Origin of the sequence: Pseudonocardia adelaidensis (assembly GCF_039543345.1) — a bacterium.
Classification (GTDB): domain Bacteria; phylum Actinomycetota; class Actinomycetes; order Mycobacteriales; family Pseudonocardiaceae; genus Pseudonocardia; species Pseudonocardia adelaidensis.
In genome coordinates this window covers 119202-136945 of sequence record NZ_BAABJO010000024.1, presented here as the reverse complement: position 1 = coordinate 136945, position 17744 = coordinate 119202, and the positions used below count along the sequence as shown (strand labels likewise).

The 17744-nt window shown below is 73.0% G+C and carries 15 protein-coding genes and 1 pseudogene; 10 read left to right on the top strand and 6 right to left on the bottom strand.

All coding sequences use genetic code 11. The features are described 5' to 3' along the window. From ABEA81_RS28065 to ABEA81_RS28040, 6 genes and pseudogenes are all read left to right on the top strand, one after another. A pseudogene (locus ABEA81_RS28065) lies at positions 1-292 on the top strand (hypothetical protein); the annotation flags it as partial. After that, positions 289-1557, top strand: a complete 1269-nt coding sequence (locus tag ABEA81_RS28060; RefSeq protein ID WP_345608838.1) for a glycosyltransferase — start codon at positions 289-291, stop codon at positions 1555-1557. The pseudogene ABEA81_RS28065 and the gene ABEA81_RS28060, both read left to right, overlap by 4 nt. Next, positions 1554-3518, top strand: coding sequence for a right-handed parallel beta-helix repeat-containing protein (locus ABEA81_RS28055; RefSeq protein ID WP_345608836.1), 1965 nt, complete (start codon positions 1554-1556; stop codon positions 3516-3518). Before ABEA81_RS28060 ends, ABEA81_RS28055 begins: the two co-directional genes overlap by 4 nt. Before the next feature lie 24 nt (positions 3519-3542). Beyond that, on the top strand, positions 3543-4895 hold the full coding sequence (locus ABEA81_RS28050; RefSeq protein ID WP_345608833.1) for a right-handed parallel beta-helix repeat-containing protein: 1353 nt from the start codon (positions 3543-3545) through the stop codon (positions 4893-4895). A gap of 125 nt (positions 4896-5020) precedes the next feature. Beyond that, the gene (locus ABEA81_RS28045) at positions 5021-5419 is read left to right on the top strand and encodes an STAS domain-containing protein (RefSeq protein ID WP_345608830.1); all 399 of its coding nucleotides are present in this window, start codon (positions 5021-5023) and stop codon (positions 5417-5419) included. Positions 5420-5501: 82 nt separating this feature from the next. After that, on the top strand, positions 5502-6872 hold the full coding sequence (locus ABEA81_RS28040) for an amidase (protein ID WP_345608827.1): 1371 nt from the start codon (positions 5502-5504) through the stop codon (positions 6870-6872). 30 nt (positions 6873-6902) lie between these two features. Here ABEA81_RS28040 and cds1 read toward each other — a convergent pair whose 3' ends face one another. Further along, positions 6903-8018 (bottom strand): L-cysteine desulfhydrase Cds1, encoded by a 1116-nt coding sequence (gene cds1, locus ABEA81_RS28035; protein ID WP_345608824.1) that lies wholly within the window; start codon positions 8016-8018, stop codon positions 6903-6905. Between the two features lie 59 nt (positions 8019-8077). Further along, positions 8078-9388 (bottom strand): alkaline phosphatase PhoX, encoded by a 1311-nt coding sequence (locus ABEA81_RS28030; protein ID WP_345608822.1) that lies wholly within the window; start codon positions 9386-9388, stop codon positions 8078-8080. Positions 9389-9737: 349 nt separating this feature from the next. Here ABEA81_RS28030 and ABEA81_RS28025 point away from each other — a divergent pair, with 349 nt between their 5' ends. The 3 genes from ABEA81_RS28025 (at position 9738) to ABEA81_RS28015 (ending at position 11506) form a co-directional block, all read left to right on the top strand. Continuing rightward, a complete protein-coding gene (locus tag ABEA81_RS28025; RefSeq protein ID WP_345608819.1) occupies positions 9738-10523 on the top strand; it encodes a coiled-coil domain-containing protein in 786 nt (261 codons plus the stop codon). A 136-nt stretch (positions 10524-10659) separates the two neighbouring features. Then, positions 10660-11073: an STAS domain-containing protein gene (locus tag ABEA81_RS28020; protein ID WP_345608817.1), complete on the top strand. Its 414-nt coding sequence runs from the start codon at positions 10660-10662 to the stop codon at positions 11071-11073. Positions 11074-11212: 139 nt separating this feature from the next. Continuing rightward, the gene (locus ABEA81_RS28015; RefSeq protein ID WP_142105004.1) at positions 11213-11506 is read left to right on the top strand and encodes a WhiB family transcriptional regulator; all 294 of its coding nucleotides are present in this window, start codon (positions 11213-11215) and stop codon (positions 11504-11506) included. 46 nt (positions 11507-11552) lie between these two features. Here ABEA81_RS28015 and ABEA81_RS28010 read toward each other — a convergent pair whose 3' ends face one another. Together ABEA81_RS28010 and ABEA81_RS28005 are read right to left on the bottom strand one after the other, a co-directional pair. After that, positions 11553-12053: a hypothetical protein gene (locus ABEA81_RS28010; RefSeq protein WP_345608814.1), complete on the bottom strand. Its 501-nt coding sequence runs from the start codon at positions 12051-12053 to the stop codon at positions 11553-11555. A gap of 232 nt (positions 12054-12285) precedes the next feature. Then, the gene (locus ABEA81_RS28005; RefSeq protein WP_345608811.1) at positions 12286-14001 is read right to left on the bottom strand and encodes a SpoIIE family protein phosphatase; all 1716 of its coding nucleotides are present in this window, start codon (positions 13999-14001) and stop codon (positions 12286-12288) included. A gap of 71 nt (positions 14002-14072) precedes the next feature. Here ABEA81_RS28005 and ABEA81_RS28000 point away from each other — a divergent pair, with 71 nt between their 5' ends. Further along, positions 14073-14789, top strand: a complete 717-nt coding sequence (locus ABEA81_RS28000; RefSeq protein ID WP_345608808.1) for a FadR/GntR family transcriptional regulator — start codon at positions 14073-14075, stop codon at positions 14787-14789. On the opposite strand, the gene ABEA81_RS27995 is transcribed toward ABEA81_RS28000, so the two are convergent. Then, positions 14786-16186 carry an Nramp family divalent metal transporter gene (locus ABEA81_RS27995; protein WP_345608805.1) on the bottom strand — a complete coding sequence of 467 codons (1401 nt, stop codon included), beginning with the start codon at positions 16184-16186 and terminating at the stop codon, positions 14786-14788. The genes ABEA81_RS28000 and ABEA81_RS27995 overlap by 4 nt on opposite strands. Before the next feature lie 64 nt (positions 16187-16250). After that, positions 16251-17744 carry a tripartite tricarboxylate transporter permease gene (locus ABEA81_RS27990; RefSeq protein ID WP_345608802.1) on the bottom strand — a complete coding sequence of 498 codons (1494 nt, stop codon included), beginning with the start codon at positions 17742-17744 and terminating at the stop codon, positions 16251-16253.

Here is a 17744-nt window from a genome sequence, read left to right as displayed (position 1 = left end):
CGCCGCCACCGTCGCCCGCTCCGCCGAAGGCTCGATCAACCCGGAGTACGGCATCCGCGGCGGCGCCCCCTACGGCGGCGTCTGCCTGCCCAAGGACACCCAGGGCTTCCTCGGCTTCGCCGACACCCTCGGCGTGGACATGCCGCTGCTCTCGGCCGTGGTCGAGGTCAACGACCGCCTGGCCGCGGTCGTCGACCACGAGGTCGACGCCGCCACCCACGCGGCAGGGGCCGACCAGCTGCGTGCCCGCGCCATGGCGGGTGTCGACCGGCAGCACCGCGAGCCGGCATGAACCTTCCCATCTACTACTACGTGCTGGGCACCCCGCTGGGGCTGCTCGGCCTGTTCCGCTGGGGCTGTTGGCTCGTGCGGCGCATCCCGGCGGTGCTCTACCAGCCCGCCCTCGACGAGCACCGCCTGTCCATCAGCCTGGTCGTGCCGGTCTACCAGGAGGACCCGCACGTCTTCGCCGCGGCGATCGAGTCGTGGCTCGCCAACGACGTCGACGAGGTCATCCTCGTGATCGACGCCTCGGACCGGATCTGCCAGGAGATCGCCCGCCGCTACCCGGTGTCGGTCGTGGTCACCACCGTGCCCGGCAAGCGGGACGCGCTGCGGCGGGGCTGGCGCAAGGCGAAGACGGATCTCGTGGCACTGGTCGACTCCGACACCGTCTGGGCGCCCGACGTCGCCTTCGAGGTGTGCAAGCCGTTCGCCGACCCGCGCGTCGGCGGCGTCGGAACCCGCCAGTCCGTCTACGGCGGGCGCGGGTTCCTGTCGCGGATCACCGACATGTTCCTCGACCACCGCTACTTCGACGAGAACGCCAGCCAGACGTACCTCGGCAAGGCGGTCTCGTGCCTCTCCGGGCGGACCGCGGTCTACCGCCGCGCGCTCCTGCTCGAGATCGAGGACGACTTCATGGACGAGACGTTCTGGGGCGTGCCCTGCCTGTCGGGGGACGACAAGCGCCTCACGACGCTCGTCCTCGAACGCGGCCACCTCACGTACATGCAGCGCACCGCCGAGGTGTGGTCGACGTTCCCGGACCAGTGGCGGATCTTCTTCCGCCAGCGGCTGCGCTGGGCCCGCAACACGTGGCGCTCGGACCTGCGGGCTCTCTCGAAGCCCTGGGTGTGGCGCCACCCGTTCCTCGCCTACACGATGATCGACAAGGCCGTCAGCGGGTTCACGCTCCTGCTCGGCCCGATCTTCATGGTGGTCGCGCTAGTCAACCAGAACTGGATCTTCGCGGCGGTGCTCGCGCTCTGGTGGCAGATCAGCCGTTCGGCCAAGCTGCTGCCGCACATCCGGCGCAGGCCGTCCAGCTTCTTCCTCGTGCCCGGCTACGTCTTCGTGTCCTGGGTCATGGCCGTGATCAAGATCCAGGCGCTGCTCACGATCCGCCGCCAGCGGTGGCTCACCCGCCAGGTGGCCGTCGAGAACGGCGAGGTGGTGCGCACGTCGCAGCCGGGGAGCCGGCCGCAGGGGCAGGCACCGGCCGATGCCCAGCAGCCGGAGGCGCCGGCCGAGCCGCGCACGGAGGCGGCCGTATGACCGGCCGCCGGCGCTTCGGCAGGCTGATCGCAGCGGGGGCGGTGCTCGGGACCGTCGGTGTCCTGCTGACCGCCGAGTTCCTCCCCGGGGTCGCGTACGCGGCACCGGCGCCGGCCCGCCCGCCTGCTGCCGCCCCGGCCGCGGCGCCGCTGCCGGCCCAGCAGCCCGAGCCCGAGGGCTCGCACGGCCCCTCGGCCGCCGAGCGCGCCGCGGCGCAGGCGCGGGCTGCCGCCAGGGCAGCCGCGAAGCGCGCCGAGGCGGCCCGGAAGGTCCGCGTGACGTGGGACAAGCGGGGCCGGCCGCACCGGATGGCCATCGTGCGCACGAACCGGATCGACGTGGTGACCGACGGCCGGCTCACCCGCCAGGTCGGTCGCGGTGGCGGCGCCAACACCCTCAACACGCTCGACAAGGCGCTGCCCAGCGACTGGCTCGCGACGTCCGGCGACACCGCCACGCTGGGCGCGATGATCGTGCTCACCCCGGGGACCTCGCTGGCGGTCGAGGACCCGGTCAAGCGGCTGGAGCTGGTCGGCGGGGCCACCCCGCAGGACGCGGCCTCGATCTACACCGGCAGCGGACGCGTGTCGCTGAAGGGCGTCACCGTCACCTCGGCCGATCCCGGCACCCGGCAGGCCGTGGCACCCACGGCACCGGGGCGGCCCTACTTCGCCGTGTCCGCGGGCGGCCGGTTCGACGCCGTCGACTCGACGATCGCCGACCTCGGCACCGCGTCCACCGGGATCGAGGGCGGACGGGCCGGCGTGACGTTCAACCGTGGCGCCACCGGCTCGCTCGTGCGCACCACGCTGCAGCGCAACACCACCGGCCTGGAGCTGTCCCGGTCCGATGCCGTGCACCTCGAGGACGTCACGTTCAGCGAGTCGGTCGGGGACGGGCTCGTCCTCACCGGGGACCGCGGCACGACCATGAGCGGCATCCGGGCCGTCGGCAACGGCGACAACGGCGTGGTGGTCGCCGGGGAGAGCACCGGACGGCCGGTCACCGGCATCACGACGAACAGCAACGGCGGCTACGGAGTGGTCGTGGTGGGCCAGACGGGCGCCGAGCTGTCCGGGATCGACACCTCGAGCGACCAGGCGGGCGGCCTGCGGATCAACCGCTCGGCCGACCTGCACGTCACCGACTTCAGCGCCACCGACCAGCCCGCCGGCGTCTACGTCCACGTCAGCAGCTCGCGGATCGCGCTCGACCACCTGCGGACCTCGGGCGGCCGGCGCGGCATCGTCATCGAGAAGAGCACCGACGGCCTCGAGCTGCGGGACTCGACGATCGACGGGGCCCGCGTCGCAGGCGTCGGGATCGGCGGGAAGCACGTCCTCCTGAGCGGCGTGCAGGTCAAGGACTCGCGCGCCGCGGTCCGCGTCGAGCGCGGCGCGGTGGCCGTGCGGCTCGCCGGGCTGGTCCTCGACGGCGGGCGCGACGGCGTCGTGGCGACCCCGGGCACCACGGGCGTGGTCATCGCGGACCTCGTGGCCCGCAACGTGGGGTCGGACGCCATCCGCACCGCCAGCACGGACACGGAGATCATCGGCGGCCGCATCACGGGCGGCGCCACCGCCATCGACGTCGCGGCGGCCACCACGATCTCCGGAGTGACGATCGACGGCGCCGCGGAGGGCATCCACTCGCGCTCCCCCGACATCGTCCGCGCCGACGAGGTGCGCGTCGACGCCCTGGACCTGGGCGTCAACGCCCTGCCCGGAAGCCCGTTCCACCTGACCGGCTCGAGCGTGCACGCGCTCGAGGCGCTGCGCGGGCCGATCCAGCAGCACGGGACGAACGACCTCAGCCTGCCGCCGCTCAACCTGCTCAGCGCGATCGGCGTGCCGCTGATCCTGCTGGCCATCGTGCTCGAACAGGTGCACACCACCCGGCAGCGGCGGGCGGGCGTCCGCAGGCGCCGGGTGCCACCGGTGCCCGTCGGCGCGACCAGCTGACGACGCCGCAGGCCGAGGAGGACCATGAAGACCTCGCAGATCCCCACGCGCGCCGCTCTCGTGGTGGCGACGCTCGCGGTGCTGGGCGGCGCGATCGCGCTCGCCACGATCGGGAGCATCCCGCCCACCCCGCAGGAGCTCGTGCGGCACGAGCTGCCCGCGGCCGTCCGGATCGACCCGGCCCACCCCTGCACCCGCGAGGCGGCCGAGGCTCCGGCCCCACCCCCGCCGGACGGCGTGGCGGCGCACTTCGACCCGCCGCAGAACGCCGTGGTCGTCACCGCGGGGCAGGGCGCCACGCTACCCGCGCTCGCGCGGGCGGTGGCCAACCCCGACCTGCTGCGCGAAGAGGCGCCGGGCGAGTGGCTGCTCGGCGCGGACCTCGCGCTGCTGCCCGGCACCTCGCTGCAGATCTCCGCGCCGACCACGCGCTGGCTCAAGCTGCTGAGCACGGCCGGCCGGTACGCCTCCGTGAAGGCCTTCGGGGGCAGCATCGACGTGAGCGGCGCCTGCATCACGTCGTGGGACCCCGCCAAGGGCACCGTCGACACGGAGCCGGCCGACGGCCGCGGCTTCCTGCTCGCCCGCGACGGCGGGCAGATGAACATCGACCACGCCGAGATCCGTTACCTCGGCCACGGCGAGGTGGAGTCCTACGGCCTGTCGTGGCGCACGGAGGGCACCGGCGGGAAGCTCACCAACAGCATCGTGTCCCACAACTTCTTCGGCCTCTACAGCTACGAGGTGGGCGGGCTCGTCATCTCCGACAACGAGATCCACGACAACGTGCTCTACGGCATCGACCCGCACACCGGCTCGCACAACCTCACCATCGAGCGCAACGTCGTGCACGACAACGGCAAGCACGGCATCATCCTCGCCGAGGACTGCGTCGACAACGTCATCCGCGACAACGTCGTCTACCGCAACAACCACCACGGAATCGTGGTCTACCTGCGGTCGGACCGGAACACGGTCGAGGGCAACGACTCGTTCGCCAACGCGGCCCAGGGCATCAACGTCAACGAGGCCAACGACAACGCCATCCGTGGCAACCGGGTCTACGACAACAACGAGTCCGGCATCGGGATCACCCAGACGTCCCAGAACAACCTCGTCGAGAACAACCAGGCTCGCGGCAACAAGCAGGACGGCGTGCGCGTCGTCAGCGAGGCTGCGCTCACCACGCTCCACGCGAACACGCTCGGCGAGAACGGACGGTACGGCGTCTACGTCGACATCGACGGCGACGTGGACATCGCGGGGAACCTCATCTTCGCCAACCGCTCGGGGATCATGCTGAAGGGGTCGGCCGTCGTACCCGACGGCGACAACGCGATCTTCGACAACCTCGAGCGGGCGGTCATCGCGGGCTGACCGGCACACCGCTGTACGAGGGGGGTGTTGTTGTGCCCCCCATGGGCCGTCCGTAGGGTTGAACGGCGGCCCGCGAGGACAGACCGCACTCCGAGTCCACGACCCACATCGAGGAGCCGGTGCGCATGAGCGGCGACATCCCCGCCGACCACGGAACCACGGACGACAACGACGAGATCGGCGAGGTCGTACGGTTCGACGTGGTCAGTCACGGCCCCGACGCGCGGGTCGTGCACGTCGTCGGGGAGATCGACACCCTTACCGCCCCGGTGCTCCGCACGCGGCTCGACGAGCAGGTCGCGGCCGTGCCGCTGCTGGTGCTCGACCTCACCGACGTCACCTTCCTCGGGTCGGCGGGCCTCGCCGTGCTCGTGGCGGCCAAGGACGAGGCCGACCGCAGGCGGCACACGCTGCGGCTCGTGCCCGGCTCGCGGATCGTCACGCGCGCACTGGAGGCCACCGGCCTGCTCGGGATCTTCGACATCGCGGAGGGCGTGCCGCAGGCACTCGAGCCCGCAGGCTGACCGCAAGATCGACACCCCCCGACCGGGGGTCTGCCCGGCGGGTCCTCCCCATGATCAGCGCCTTTGGTGCCATGGTGGGCGGATGGACGCCCTCGACCTGACCGGGCTCACCGCGGCCGAGATCGTGTCACGGGTGCGCGACGGGCGCAGCAGCGCGGTCGACGTCGCCCGGGCCCACCTGGCCCGGATCGCCGAGAACGACCCCGAGGTCGGCGCCTTCGCCGAACACGACCCGGTCCGCGTGCTCGCCGAGGCAGGCGGGGTGGACGCCCGCCCCGACCGCTTCGCGCTCCCCCTCGCCGGCGTGCCGGTCGCCGTGCCGGACGACATCGACGTCGCGGGCTACCCCACCCGCCACGGGTCGGCCGCCACGTCCGCCGACCCGGCGCGCCGCGACGACGAGCTCGTGAAGCGGCTGCGCGCCGCGGGCGCCGTCGTCGTGGGGAAGGTGCGGGTGCCCGAGCTGGGCGCATGGGCGTTCACGCAGGCCACGCAGGTGGCGCCGCGCAACCCCCTCGACCTCTCGCTCGACCCCGGCGGGTCGGGCGCCGCAGCGGCCGTCGCCGCGCGGATGGCGGTGCTGGCGCTCGCCACCGACGGCGGCGGCGCGGCCAGGGTGCCCGCGGCCTGCTGCGGCCTCGTCGGGCTCAAGCCCGGCCCGGACGTGGTGCCGCTGCCCCGCGGGGCCGGCGAGCACTGGTGCGGGCTCGGCGCCACCGGGCCCATTGCCCGCACGGCAGAGGACGCCGCGCTGCTACTGGGCGTGCTCGCGGGCGACCCGGTCGATCTGGACCTGCCCGGCCCGCGCCGCATCGCGTTGTCGCTGCGCGCGCCGTGGCCGTCCCGGGGCCTGCACGCCGACCACCGGGCCGCCGCCATCGGCGCGGCCGCCCGGCTGCGTGCCGGGCCCGGCGGCGCGATCGTCACCTTCGCCGACCCGCCCTACCCCCGCGGGCTCCTCGCCCAGTGGACGCGGCGCTGGCAGGCCGGCGTCGCCGGGCACGCCGAGGCGCTCGAGCTCGACATGGGCGCCGCGGGGAGGTGCACCGCCACCGTCGTGCGCAAGGGCCGCCGCCTCCTGCGCTTCGCACCGCCCCGGCCGGACGTCGGCGCCGCGTGGCGCGAGCGCGTGCTCGGCTGGATGGACGAGGGCGCCTACGACGTGCTGCTCGGCCCGGTCACCTCGCAGCCGGCCCTGCGCGCGGGCGCCATGCTCGGGCACGGCTACACCTCGAGCCTCCTGACCACGGCCACCCGGCTCTCCTGCACCCCCGCGTGGAACCTCGCCGGCCTGCCCGCCGTGGTGGCCCCGGTCCTCATCGGCGGGCGGCCGGTGGGCGTGCAGCTGGTGGGCCGCCCGGGCGCGGAGGCCGACCTGCTGGCGGCAGCGGCGAAGCTGGAGCGCCGGGCGGTGCCGATGGCGGGCGCGGCGGCACCGCGGGTGTACGCGTAGCGCCCGCGGCTCGAGCGGGGATCCCGAGCATCACGAGTTCCCGGAGTGCTCGGGCGGCGCCCACTCCCCGGTCGCGAGGAAGTGCTCCAAGGTCGCGGTGTACGGCGCGAGGTAGATCCCCTGCCGCCGCACCCAGTCCTCGTCGTAGTAGCTGTGCTGGTAGCGGTCGCCACCGTCGCAGATCAGCGTCACCACGCTGCCCCGCACGCCGGCCGCCCGCATCCGCGCCACCAGCTGCCAGACGCCCCACAGGTTGGTGCCCGTCGAGCCGCCCGCCCAGCGGCCGGTGACCTCGCGCAGGTGGCGGACGGCGGCGATGCTCGCGGCGTCCGGCACCGGGATCATCACGTCGATCACGCCGGGCACGAAGCTCGGCTCGATCCGCGGCCGCCCGATGCCCTCGATGCGCGACGGCATGCCGGTGCAGTAGTCCGGCGCGTTCAGCGTCCAGCCGGGGAAGAACGCGGAGTTCTCGGGGTCGACGACGGCCAGGCGCGTGGGGTGGCGGCGGTAGCGCACGTAGCGCCCGATCGTCGCCGACGTGCCCCCGGTGCCGGCCCCCACGACGATCCACTCCGGTACCGGGAACCGCTCCATCGCCAGCTGCTCGAAGATCGACTCGGCGATGTTGTTGTTGCCCCGCCAGTCGGTCGCCCGCTCGGCGTAGGTGAACTGGTCGATGTAGTGGCCCCCGGTCTCGGCGGCCAGCCGCTCCGCCTCCGGGTACATGTCCGGCGCCTTGTCGACGTAGTGGCAGCGCCCGCCGTACCGCTCGATCAGCGCGATCTTCTCCGGGCTCGTGGACCGCGGCACGACCGTCACGAACGGCACGCCGATCAGCTGCGCGAAGTACGCCTCCGACACCGCGGTGGAGCCCGAGCTCGCCTCCACCACCGTGGTGCCCTCGACGATCCAGCCGCTCGCCAGCGCGTAGAGGAAGAGCGAGCGGGCGAGGCGGTGCTTGAGGCTCCCGGTGGGGTGCACCGACTCGTCCTTGAGGTACACGTCGATGCCCCAGTCCGCCGGGAGCGGGAACGGGTGCAGGTGCGTGTCGGCGGAGCGGTTCGCGTCGGCCTCGACGCGCCGGATCGCCTCCGTGACCCAGGCGCGGGTGCGGTGGCAGGAGCGGTCGACGGGAGCGGTCACGCCGCCCATCCTCCCCGGTGGGCGCTGTCGGGGAGCGTTCACGTCCTCGTTGCGCGCCGTCAGCGCCACGGTCCGGTGATCGCGAACATCGTCCCGGGGACCTGGACGTTCGCGAACAGCACGCGGCCGTCGGCGCTGAACACGGGGCCGGTGAACTCGCTGCCCCGCTCGCTGCGGGCGAGCCGGGACGTCGTGCCGTCCTCGCTCGCCGCGACGAGGTGGTTGCTCCCGCCGCCGTCCTCGGCGATGATCACGCCGCCGTGCGGCGAGACGCTGATGTTGTCCGGCCCGTCCGCGCCGTCGTCCTCCCCCGTGAACAGCAGCTTCAGCGTGAACGTCGACCGGCGCGGGTCGTAGTGCCACACCTGCCCCCGGTGGCCGTCCGAGTAGCTCGACACCAGGTACGCACCACCACCTCCCCACCAGGCGCCCTCCAGCTTGTGGGCCCGGGTGACGCGGGCGTCGTCGAGCTGCCGGCGCACCGACTCCTCCCGGGCGTCCCGGTCGGGCACCTCCACCCACTCCACGGCGTACGCGGTGCCCACCGCGGACGCGCGCGACAGGTCGTCCACGTGCTCGCCTGCCTCGTCCGTGCAGCGCATGGCCGCCAGAACCCCGTCGGCGTCGCCGAGCGCGCGCAGGGCCCCACGGGCGCCCCGGAAGCCCGGCGGCGGCGACCAGCGGTAGACGAGCCCGTTCGGCCCGGAGGCGTCCTCGGTGAGGTAGATGGCGCCGGTGGCCGGGTCGACGGCCAGCGCCTCGTGGATGAAGCGCCCCAGCGCCTTCACCGGGCGCGGGTCGCGGAGCGCGGCCCGGTCGAACGGATCCACCTCGAAGACGTAGCCGTGGTCACGCCCGTAGCCCCGCTCACCCGCCCGCGCCTCGGTCTCCTCACAGGTCAGCCAGGTCTGCCAGGGGGTCACCCCGCCCGCGCAGTTGGTGGACGTTCCCGCGATCCCGACCCGCTCGGACACCCGCCGTCCCCGCGCGTCCGCGGTGACGATCGTGCACCCGCCCGCGGCCCCGGGGTCGTAGACCAGCCCGTCGAGGTGCGGCACTGCGTGCTCCGTGCCCGCCCCCTCGCGGATCTCGTGGTTGAGCACGAGCACCGTGCCGCCACCCGCCGCGGCGAACGCACCCGTGCCGTCGTGGTTGCGCGGAGTGGGCTCGCCGGTCTCCAGCGACGTGACCCCCGCCTCGCTGACGACCACGTAGCCGAACCCCTCCGGCAGGGCCAGCCGCCCCGCCGGGTCGTCGACCAGCGGGCCGTACCCGGCCGGTGGCGCCGCCACGCGCAGGACGTCGGTGCTCCCCGCCAGCAGGACTCCGGCCGCCGACCGCCGGAGGAACGAACGCCGCGAGATCCCCATGGCGCCGATGAAATCGGACGAACAGGGCTGTCGCGGTGACGACGTGCGGGCGAGTACCCCGATCGGGACGACTTCACAGAGCCGTTGCAACCTTCGCACAAAGGCGGGCCCTCCGCGGAGTCCGCGCCGGGTGTGTGAAGTCCGGGCCCGCACCCGACGAGGTCGGCCGTAAGCGATCTTCGCACGTCACGGGCCCGCGCGGAGGGAGAGCCGCAAGCCGCAGCTCGTCGACCGCACGCCCCGCGAGGCTGTGCGCTGCAGTGATGCTCAACACCGTCGGACGCAGGTAGGCACCCGCCCGCCGACGCCATATGGAGGAACACCGGTTCGAGCGAACACACTACCGGCCGTGACGATCAGCACCCCCCAGAACTCCGTCCACAGCAGTGGGGGCGTCCCGTCCCCCGCCGGAGCGTCGTTCGACATCGTCCGTCGCGGCTACGACCGCGACCAGGTCGATGCCCAGCTGCGCGAGCTCCGTGACCGCGTCAACGCAGCGGAGACCGCGCGCAAGCAGGCCGAGCAGCACGCCCGCGCCATCGAAGGCGAGCTGCGCACCGCCCGCGCGCAACAGGCCGACGGCCCGATCTCCCAGGAGAGCTTCGGCTTCCGCGCGGAGAAGATCCTGCGGCTGGCCGAGCACGAGGCGGCCGACGTCCGCAGCCGGGCCGCCAACGAGGCCACCGCGCTGGTGGAGCAGGCCCGCGCCGACGCCGAGCGGCACCGCCACGAGGTCGAGCAGAAGCTCATCGCGCGGTCGGCCGAGCTCGACCAGGAGGCCGCGCAGCGCAACGTGGCCATCCAGGAGCGGGAGCAGCAGGCCGCCGCCATGCTGGCCGCCGCCCGCGACGACGCCAGCCGCATCACCGACGACGCCCGCGCCGCGGCCGACAAGGTGCTCTCCGAGGCGCAGGCCCGCGCCAAGGAGGTGCTCAACCGCAGCGACCAGGACCTCAAGCGTCGCCGCGAGGCCGCCGAGCAGGAGCTGCGGCGCATCGGCTCGCTGCACGAGGGCGTCCGCAACGAGATGGCGCGCCTGCACAAGCTCCTCGGCACCGAGCTGGGCGAGAGCGCCACGCGCAGCAACAACAACAACGACTCCGCGGACCGCAACGGCGTCGCCGCGCGCGGCTGACCGCGCGCGAGCTGATCGTCCGTTCCGATCCGCACCCCGCGGGCGGCCCGGACCGGGTCCCCTCCGCCTGACCCCGTCCGGGTCGCCCGCCGCTCCAGGTGGCACGACCGGGCGCCGAGCCTTACGGTGACGACCGATGTCCGAGACGCGCGAGAACCTCCAGACGGACCCTTCGTCGATCCGACGCGGGGGCGACACCGATGACCAGATCACCCTGTCGACCGCGCGCCCGGCGGCCGGCCAGATCGTTATCACGGTCGGCGGCGAGGTCGACATGCTGACGTCCCCTCAGCTTCGCCTCGTCGTACTCGACCAGTTCGAGCCCGACTCCGGCGTGGAGCTCGTCGTGCTCGACCTCGACGGGGTCACCTTCCTCGGCACCAGCGGCCTCGCCGTGCTCATCGAGGTGCGGGAGGCCGCCCACTCGGCGGGCGTCGAGCTGCGGCTGGCCTGCACCGCGCGGCGCGTGCTGCGGCCGCTCACGATCGCGGGTCTGATCCCGCTCTTCGACATCCACGACACCGTGGAGCGTGCGCTCGCGGCCACCTGACCAGCCGGAAAACCTCTCGTCTGATGTGAGCTGAATCACATCCGGCGCATCCGTGCTCTGACGTGTTTGACCGCGGATCGACCTGGGAACCAGCACCTCGGTCGCCCGGAACGTCGGGCACGAACGACAAGAGGTGACGATGAGCGACGTTTCGCGGCTCCCCGGCCCCATGGACCACGCGTGGCAATGGCAGCGTCTCGGGGCGTGCCGTGGCATGGACAGCGGCGTCTTCTTCCACCCCGATGGAGAGCGCAACCCGTCCCGTGCACGCCGCACCGCCCAGGCCAAGGAAGTGTGCCGGCGCTGCCCGGTGATCGAGCAGTGCCGCGAGTTCGCGCTGCAGACCCGGGAGCCGTTCGGCGTGTGGGGCGGCCTCGCGGAGGCCGAGCGGAGGGTGATCCTCGAGCAGCGCGGCATCGCGATGGCCAGCTGAGCGCGCTCGGAAGGCAAGGGGCGGGTCCTTCAGGACCCGCCCCTTTTCACGCGCCCGTGACGACGGACAGCTCCAGGCAGCGGTAGCGCAGCAGCGGGATGCCATAGACCTGGGCGATCCGCTGGGCGGCGCGCTCGACGACACCGCGGGCCGGGTCGGCCGGCGCCGGGCCCGGGGCCAGGCAGTACAGACCCGGCTCCGGGTCGAAGCCGACCAGCTCGCTCAGCGCGGCAACCAGGTCGCCCTCCGCGGTGACGGGCAGCGGGTGGGGCAGGCCGAGCCGGTGCAACGCGAGCCCGGGCAGCTCGAGCCCGGCGGCAGTGGCCCGCAACTCCTCGCCCAGTCGGTCGTGGTCGTCGTCGGCGTCGGGCCCGCCGTCGTCGGCCGCCACGAGCAGCTCGACCTGCGGGAACCCGGAAATGAGCTCCGCGAGATGGGATTCGGGGCGCAGCAGCTCCATCGGGGTGACGGTGACCGCCACGGCGCGCGACGCAGGCACGGGAGGACTCCCGGTGGCGGCGCCCGCCACCGGCTCGGAGACAGGCATCTCCGGAACCGCGACCATCTGCAACGTGTCCCCCTCGACCGGTCGCCGGCCCCGCCCCCGGGGTCGAACGATCCGCCGCTGAGTCAACCCCCACCCGAGGCGCCGGTCCCGCCGTACCGGAGGTCCGTACGCCGAGCGGCGGCGGGTGATCCGTGAGTGGTGCCTTACCGCGGGGTAGGCGGTGGAACGGTGCGCAGGCACCGTTCGGCGCTCCCACCTGCGCAGACTCCCCCTATGGAGCGAGCCGGACGGCCAGCAGCGCGACGTCGTCGCGCAGCCGCGGCGGGCTGCACACCCCGAGGACGCGCTCCACGACGTCGTCCGCCGCGGCCCCGAGGGGCAGCTCCGCGAGCGTCCGTTCCAGCAGGGCGGTCCGCTGGTCGGCGTCCTCGCCCGCGACGTCGGTGAGACCGTCGGTGTAGAGCAACAGCAGGGTGCCGGGCGAGCAGCGGCGCACCGCCTCGGCCCGGCCGGGCCCCGTCCGCCTGCCGAGGCTGCGGATGGCGCCGATCATCGGCGAGCGCTGCTCGTCCAGCCGCACCAGCGTGCCGTCGGGTTCCAGCAGCAGCGGCGCCGGGTGGCCCGCGTTGGCGTAGCAGAGCATCCGCGCCCCGTCCGCGTCCGGCGGTTCGACGCGGACGTAGACGGCCGTGGCCATCGCCGCCATCTCCAGGCCCTGCACGAGCTGGTCGCACCGGTCGAGCACGGAACCGGGCCTGCCGCCGTCCCACGCGTACGAGCGCAGCACGCCGCGCAGCTGCCCCATCGCGGCGGCCGCGCGCAGGTCGTGGCCCGCGACGTCGCCGATGGCGAGGCCGAGCGCGCCGTCGGGCAGGTCGAGCACGTCATACCAGTCGCCGCCGACCTGGTTGCCGTCGACGCCCACCAGGTACCGGGCCGCCACCTGTACCCCCGCGACGTCCGACACCTCGGGCAGCAGGCTGCGCTGGAGCGTCACGGCGGCGGCGTGCTCGGTCTCGTACAGCCGCGCGTTGTCGATCGCGAGCCCCGCCCGGCCTGCGATGTCGGTGGCGAGGTGCAGGTCGCGCAGCGAGTAGCGGCGCCCGTAGGGGTGCTGGGTGAGCAGCGTGAGCGCGGCGAGCACCCGCCCGCGGGCGCGGACCGCCACGACCATCACCGACCGCAGCCGCAACGTGTCGTAGACGGCGGCCGCGGCCGGGTCGTCAGGGTAGCGGTCGGCGCCCCGTTCGGGCAGCTCCGGCACGAGCACGGGCCGGTCGCCCGCCAGTACGTGGCCGGTGTCGCTCGGGTCGCCCACGTGGTAGTTGCGCAGCCGGCCGAGCTCGCGCAACCGCTCGTCGTCCTCGACGTCGCGCGCCACGACGGCGAGGCGGCGGGGGACCCCTCGTCCCGGCGAGTCCAGCAGGTCCACGGCGCACAGGTCGGCGAGCTCCGGCACGAGGCTGCGCGCCAGGCGCTCACACGCGTCCACGACGCCGAGCGCCACGGTCATCTGCGTCGTGGCCTCGGCGAGCATGCGCAGCTGCGCGCGGGCCTCCTCGGCCTCGGCCAGTGCGGCCCGGCGCTCCTGCTCGACGACGACCCGCTCGGTGACGTCGGACTGCACGCCGACGAAGTTGACGAGGTCGCCGGCGCAGTCGAACACGGGCGAGATCGCGATCTGGTTCCAGAACGCCGTGCCGTCCCGGCGGTAGTTGAGCAGCACCTCCGTGATCGACCGCCGCTGCCGCAGCGCATCCCCGATCCGCCGCACGGCGGCGCCGTCGGTGTTGCGGCCCTGCAGGAACCGGCAGTTGCGCCCCACCGCATCCTCTGCCGGATAGCCGGTGAGCGCGGTGAACGACGGGTTGACCCACACCAGCGGGTCGCCGCGCTGCCGAGGGTCGCTGATCGTGAACGACATGTCGGTGGCGACGACGGCCTGGTTGCGCAGCTCCTCCAGCCGCCGGTCGCCACGGTCCACCACGAACACAGACTAGGAGAAGGGTCACGTAGTCGCGCACGTCACAAACCAGCGGTCACCTCTAGGGTGGGTGGATGCGCCCCGGGCGAGCCGACGTAGTGGCCGAACAGCTGCTCGACCTCGTACTGGACGGCACGTTCCCGGTCGGAGGGCCGTTGCCGAGCGAGTCCGAGCTGGCCACCCGGTTCGGCGTCAGCCGCCTCACCGTGCGCGAGGCGATCCGCTCGCTCGTCCCCACGCGGGTCCTCGACGTGCAGCAGGGCCGGTCCACGCTCGTCAACCCGACGAACACGTGGTCCCCGCTGGACGGCAGGCTGCTCCTCGCCCGCAGCCGCGCGGGGGGCGACCCGCTGCTGCTGCCCCGCAGGCTGATGGAGGCCCGCCGGGCCGTCGAGGTCGCGATCGTCGAGCTCGCCGCGGTCCGCCGCCAGGAGTCGCACCTGGAGCGGCTGCGCACGCTGCACCGGCAGATGCTCGACGGGCACGCCCGCGGTGACGCCACCGGCTCCGCCGAGGCCGACCTCGCCTTCCACGCCGCGCTCTTCGAAGCCGCCGACAACGTCTTCCTCGACGCCCTCTTCGAGCCGCTCACGTCGGTGCTCCGCGCGATGCGCCAGGAGACGTCGGCGGTGGCGGACTTCCGCAGCCACGCGCTCGACCGCCACGCCGCGATCCTGCGCGCGGTCGAGGCGGGCGACCCGGCGCAGGCACGGGCCGCGATGGAGGCCCACCTGCAGCAGACCGAGGAGGACGTCGAGCGCTACCTCGACCCCGCCGGGTCGCGCAGTTAGACGATCCCCACGACGTCGGCCAGCGAGTAGACGCCGAGCAGCGCGATCGCCACGCTGCTCACGGCGAGGCACACCGCGAACGCGCGCCCACCGTGCAGCCGCGGGTCGGTCTCGTTGCGGCGCAGCCAGTACACCGCCCAGACCACGCCGATGAGGAAGATCCCCGTCATCACACCGGCGATCTGCACCATGATCACCGGGGACTGGATCGTCAGGTAGATCACGGCCCACAGCAGCGGCAGCGCCACGGTGAAGACGCGGATCCAGCGCAGCCGGGCGACCGGGTCCTGCCAGTCCAGCACGCCGAAGGTGGCGAGCAGGTTCGTGTACATCCGCGACCAGCTCGGGATCGCGGCCCACATGGTGGAGCCGAGCACGGCGATCGCGCCGAGCAGGAAGAGGACGTTCGCCCACTCACCGAGGACGTCGGTGTAGAGCCGCGACAGGGTGGTGATCATCCCGTTGCCCGAGGGGACGAGCCCCTGCGGGTTCAGCACCGCCGCGCCCATGAGGTAGAACGCCAGCGTCCCGAAGGTGTAGATCACCCAGGACAGCATCGCGTCCTTGTACATCACCCGGATCCAGCCGTTGGCCCGGCGCACCCACTCGTCACTGCCGTCGTTCGGGCCGACCCAGCGCGCGTACCCCTTCTCCACGCACCAGTACGTGTAGAAGGTGATCTCGTCGGCGCCGACGCCGGTGATGCCGAACATCGCGAGCGCGGCGCCGAGCGTGCCCGCCGGGACGAGGAACACCAGGCCGCTGCCGAGGTCGTCGAACCCGTAGGCCCACGGCGTGGCCGGCAGGCCGAGGGCGATGACCACGGTGATGGCGGTGAAGGTCACGACGAGCAGCGCAGCGCCGCGCTCGATCAGCGTGTAGCGGTTGGAGTAGAGCAGCGCGATGCTGCCGATGGCGAGGATCGACGTCCAGACCAGCAGGGACGTGAATGCGAGCGGGTCACCGCCGATGGGCAGCAGGACGCTGAACGCGATGGCCGTGCCGCCGATGATCCCGCCGAGCTGGAGCAGCTTGGAGAGCGCCAGCACGGCCCACAGCAGGTTCACCCAGCCGATGCCGAAGATCAGCGGGGGCACCTTGGCGTAGCCCGTGAGCGCGGGCTGCCCGGTGGCGATCGTCCAGCGCGCCAGCTCGATCTGCACCGCCACCTTCACCAGCGTGCTGACGATCACCAGCCAGAGCAGCACGAACCCGGCTTGGGCTCCGAGTGCCGTGGTCGCGATCAGCTCGCCGGAGCCGACGATCGAGGCGCTGAGGATCAGGCCGGGGCCGAAGTAGCGCATGCTGTCGCGCCAGCCGGTCGGCGGTTCCTTGATGCCGTCCGCGGTGAGCGTGTACGGGTCGGTCTCGGTCGCTCTGTTCGTGCTCTCGGACATCGTCGTCCTCTCGGGCTGACTCATCAGATGTCTGGGGGATCGTGGTATGCCCCACCCCGGAGCGTCAACCGCTGCGCAAGGTCCGCACGAGCCTGCGCAGCAGCGGGTAGAGCAGCACCACAACGGTCACCACCAGCAGCAGCGCGCTGATGGGCCTGGTCAGGAACTGGGTGAGGTCCCAGTTCGTCTTGATCACGCTCTGCATGAAGTTCTTCTCGACGATCGGCCCCAGCACGAGCCCCAGCACGACCGGCGCCAGCGGGAAGCCCGAGCGCTCCAGCAGGTAGCCGAGCACCCCGAGCACCAGCATGATGATGATCTCGAGGTAGCCGTTGTTGATCGAGAACGAGCCGACGACGCAGAAGGCCACGATCACCGGCATGAGCACCGACGGCGGCACCCGCAGGAGCCAGGCGCTGCCGCGGATCGCGAGGTACCCGAGCGGGACCAGCAGCAGGTTCGCGATGATGAAGATCAGGTAGACGCCGTAGAGCATGGGGGCGTCCGAGTTGAACAGCTCCGGGCCCGGCTGGACCCCCTTCACCAGCAGCACCCCGAGCAGGATCGCGGTGATCGTGTCGCCCGGGATCCCGAACACGAGCATCGGCACGTAGGCCGAGGCGAGGGCCGCGTTGTTGGCCGAGCCGGCCGACACGATCGGCTCGACGTGCCCCTCCCCCTTGCCGAAGAGGTGCCCCTCCTTCGACGCCCGCTTCGTGGCGGCGTAGGAGACCCAGGCGGCGATGTCCCCGCCCGCGCCGGGCAACGCCCCGATCACGCTGCCGATGGCGTTGCCGCTGACCATGCCCCGCCAGTACCGCCGGAGGGTGCGCACGGTCTCGCGGAACATGCCCTGCGTGCGCAGCCGCACCACCTCGACCGGCCCGCTCGGCCGCAGCGCGGCCCGCAGCACCTCGGAGAGCCCGAACAGACCGATCATGGCCGGGATGAAGCTGATCCCCTGGAGCAGGTCGACGCTGCCGAAGGTGAACCGCGCGTAGCCCAACGCGATGTCGATGCCGACGGTGGAGAGCAACAGCCCGATGAGCAGCGAGATGGCCCCCTTCACCTGGGAGCCCTCGGAGATGATCACCGAGGCGGCGAGACCGAGCACCGCGACCCAGAAGTACTCGTACGAGGTGAACAGCAGCGCGAACTCGGCCAGCAACGGCGCGGCGACCATCAGCACGACCGCGCCGACGATCCCGCCGATCACCGAGCCGAGCAGCGCCACCCCGAGCGCCCTCGACCCGTGCCCCGACCGGGTCTGCAGGTAGGCGTCCTCGGTGTAGGCCGCGCTCGCCGGCGTGCCGGGCATGCGGACGAGCGCGGACGGGAGGTCCCCCGCGAAGATCGCCATCGCCGACATCGTGATGACCGCGGCGATGGCCGGCAGCGGGTCGAGGAAGAACACGAACGGCACGAGCAGGGCCGTCGCCAGCGTCGCCGACAAACCGGGGATGGCGCCGATGAACAGGCCGTACACCGCAGAGGCGAGCACGGCCACGACGAGCGTGGGGTCGGCGAGCATCCCCAGCGCGGTTGCGAGGTCACCCAC

What these genes read in the sequence shown, in the direction of transcription:
- ABEA81_RS28040 (WP_345608827.1), top strand. Translation starts at nt 5,502, where the DNA reads ATGGACGCCCTCGACCTGACCGGGCTCACCGCGGCCGAGATCGTGTCA.
- ABEA81_RS27995 (WP_345608805.1), bottom strand. Translation starts at nt 16,186, where the DNA reads ATGTCCGAGAGCACGAACAGAGCGACCGAGACCGACCCGTACACGCTC.
- ABEA81_RS28010 (WP_345608814.1), bottom strand. Translation starts at nt 12,053, where the DNA reads ATGCCTGTCTCCGAGCCGGTGGCGGGCGCCGCCACCGGGAGTCCTCCC.
- ABEA81_RS28000 (WP_345608808.1), top strand. Translation starts at nt 14,073, where the DNA reads ATGCGCCCCGGGCGAGCCGACGTAGTGGCCGAACAGCTGCTCGACCTC.
- ABEA81_RS28020 (WP_345608817.1), top strand. Translation starts at nt 10,660, where the DNA reads ATGTCCGAGACGCGCGAGAACCTCCAGACGGACCCTTCGTCGATCCGA.
- ABEA81_RS28030 (WP_345608822.1), bottom strand. Translation starts at nt 9,388, where the DNA reads ATGGGGATCTCGCGGCGTTCGTTCCTCCGGCGGTCGGCGGCCGGAGTC.
- ABEA81_RS28050 (WP_345608833.1), top strand. Translation starts at nt 3,543, where the DNA reads ATGAAGACCTCGCAGATCCCCACGCGCGCCGCTCTCGTGGTGGCGACG.
- ABEA81_RS28060 (WP_345608838.1), top strand. Translation starts at nt 289, where the DNA reads ATGAACCTTCCCATCTACTACTACGTGCTGGGCACCCCGCTGGGGCTG.
- ABEA81_RS28055 (WP_345608836.1), top strand. Translation starts at nt 1,554, where the DNA reads ATGACCGGCCGCCGGCGCTTCGGCAGGCTGATCGCAGCGGGGGCGGTG.
- ABEA81_RS28015 (WP_142105004.1), top strand. Translation starts at nt 11,213, where the DNA reads ATGAGCGACGTTTCGCGGCTCCCCGGCCCCATGGACCACGCGTGGCAA.
- ABEA81_RS28045 (WP_345608830.1), top strand. Translation starts at nt 5,021, where the DNA reads ATGAGCGGCGACATCCCCGCCGACCACGGAACCACGGACGACAACGAC.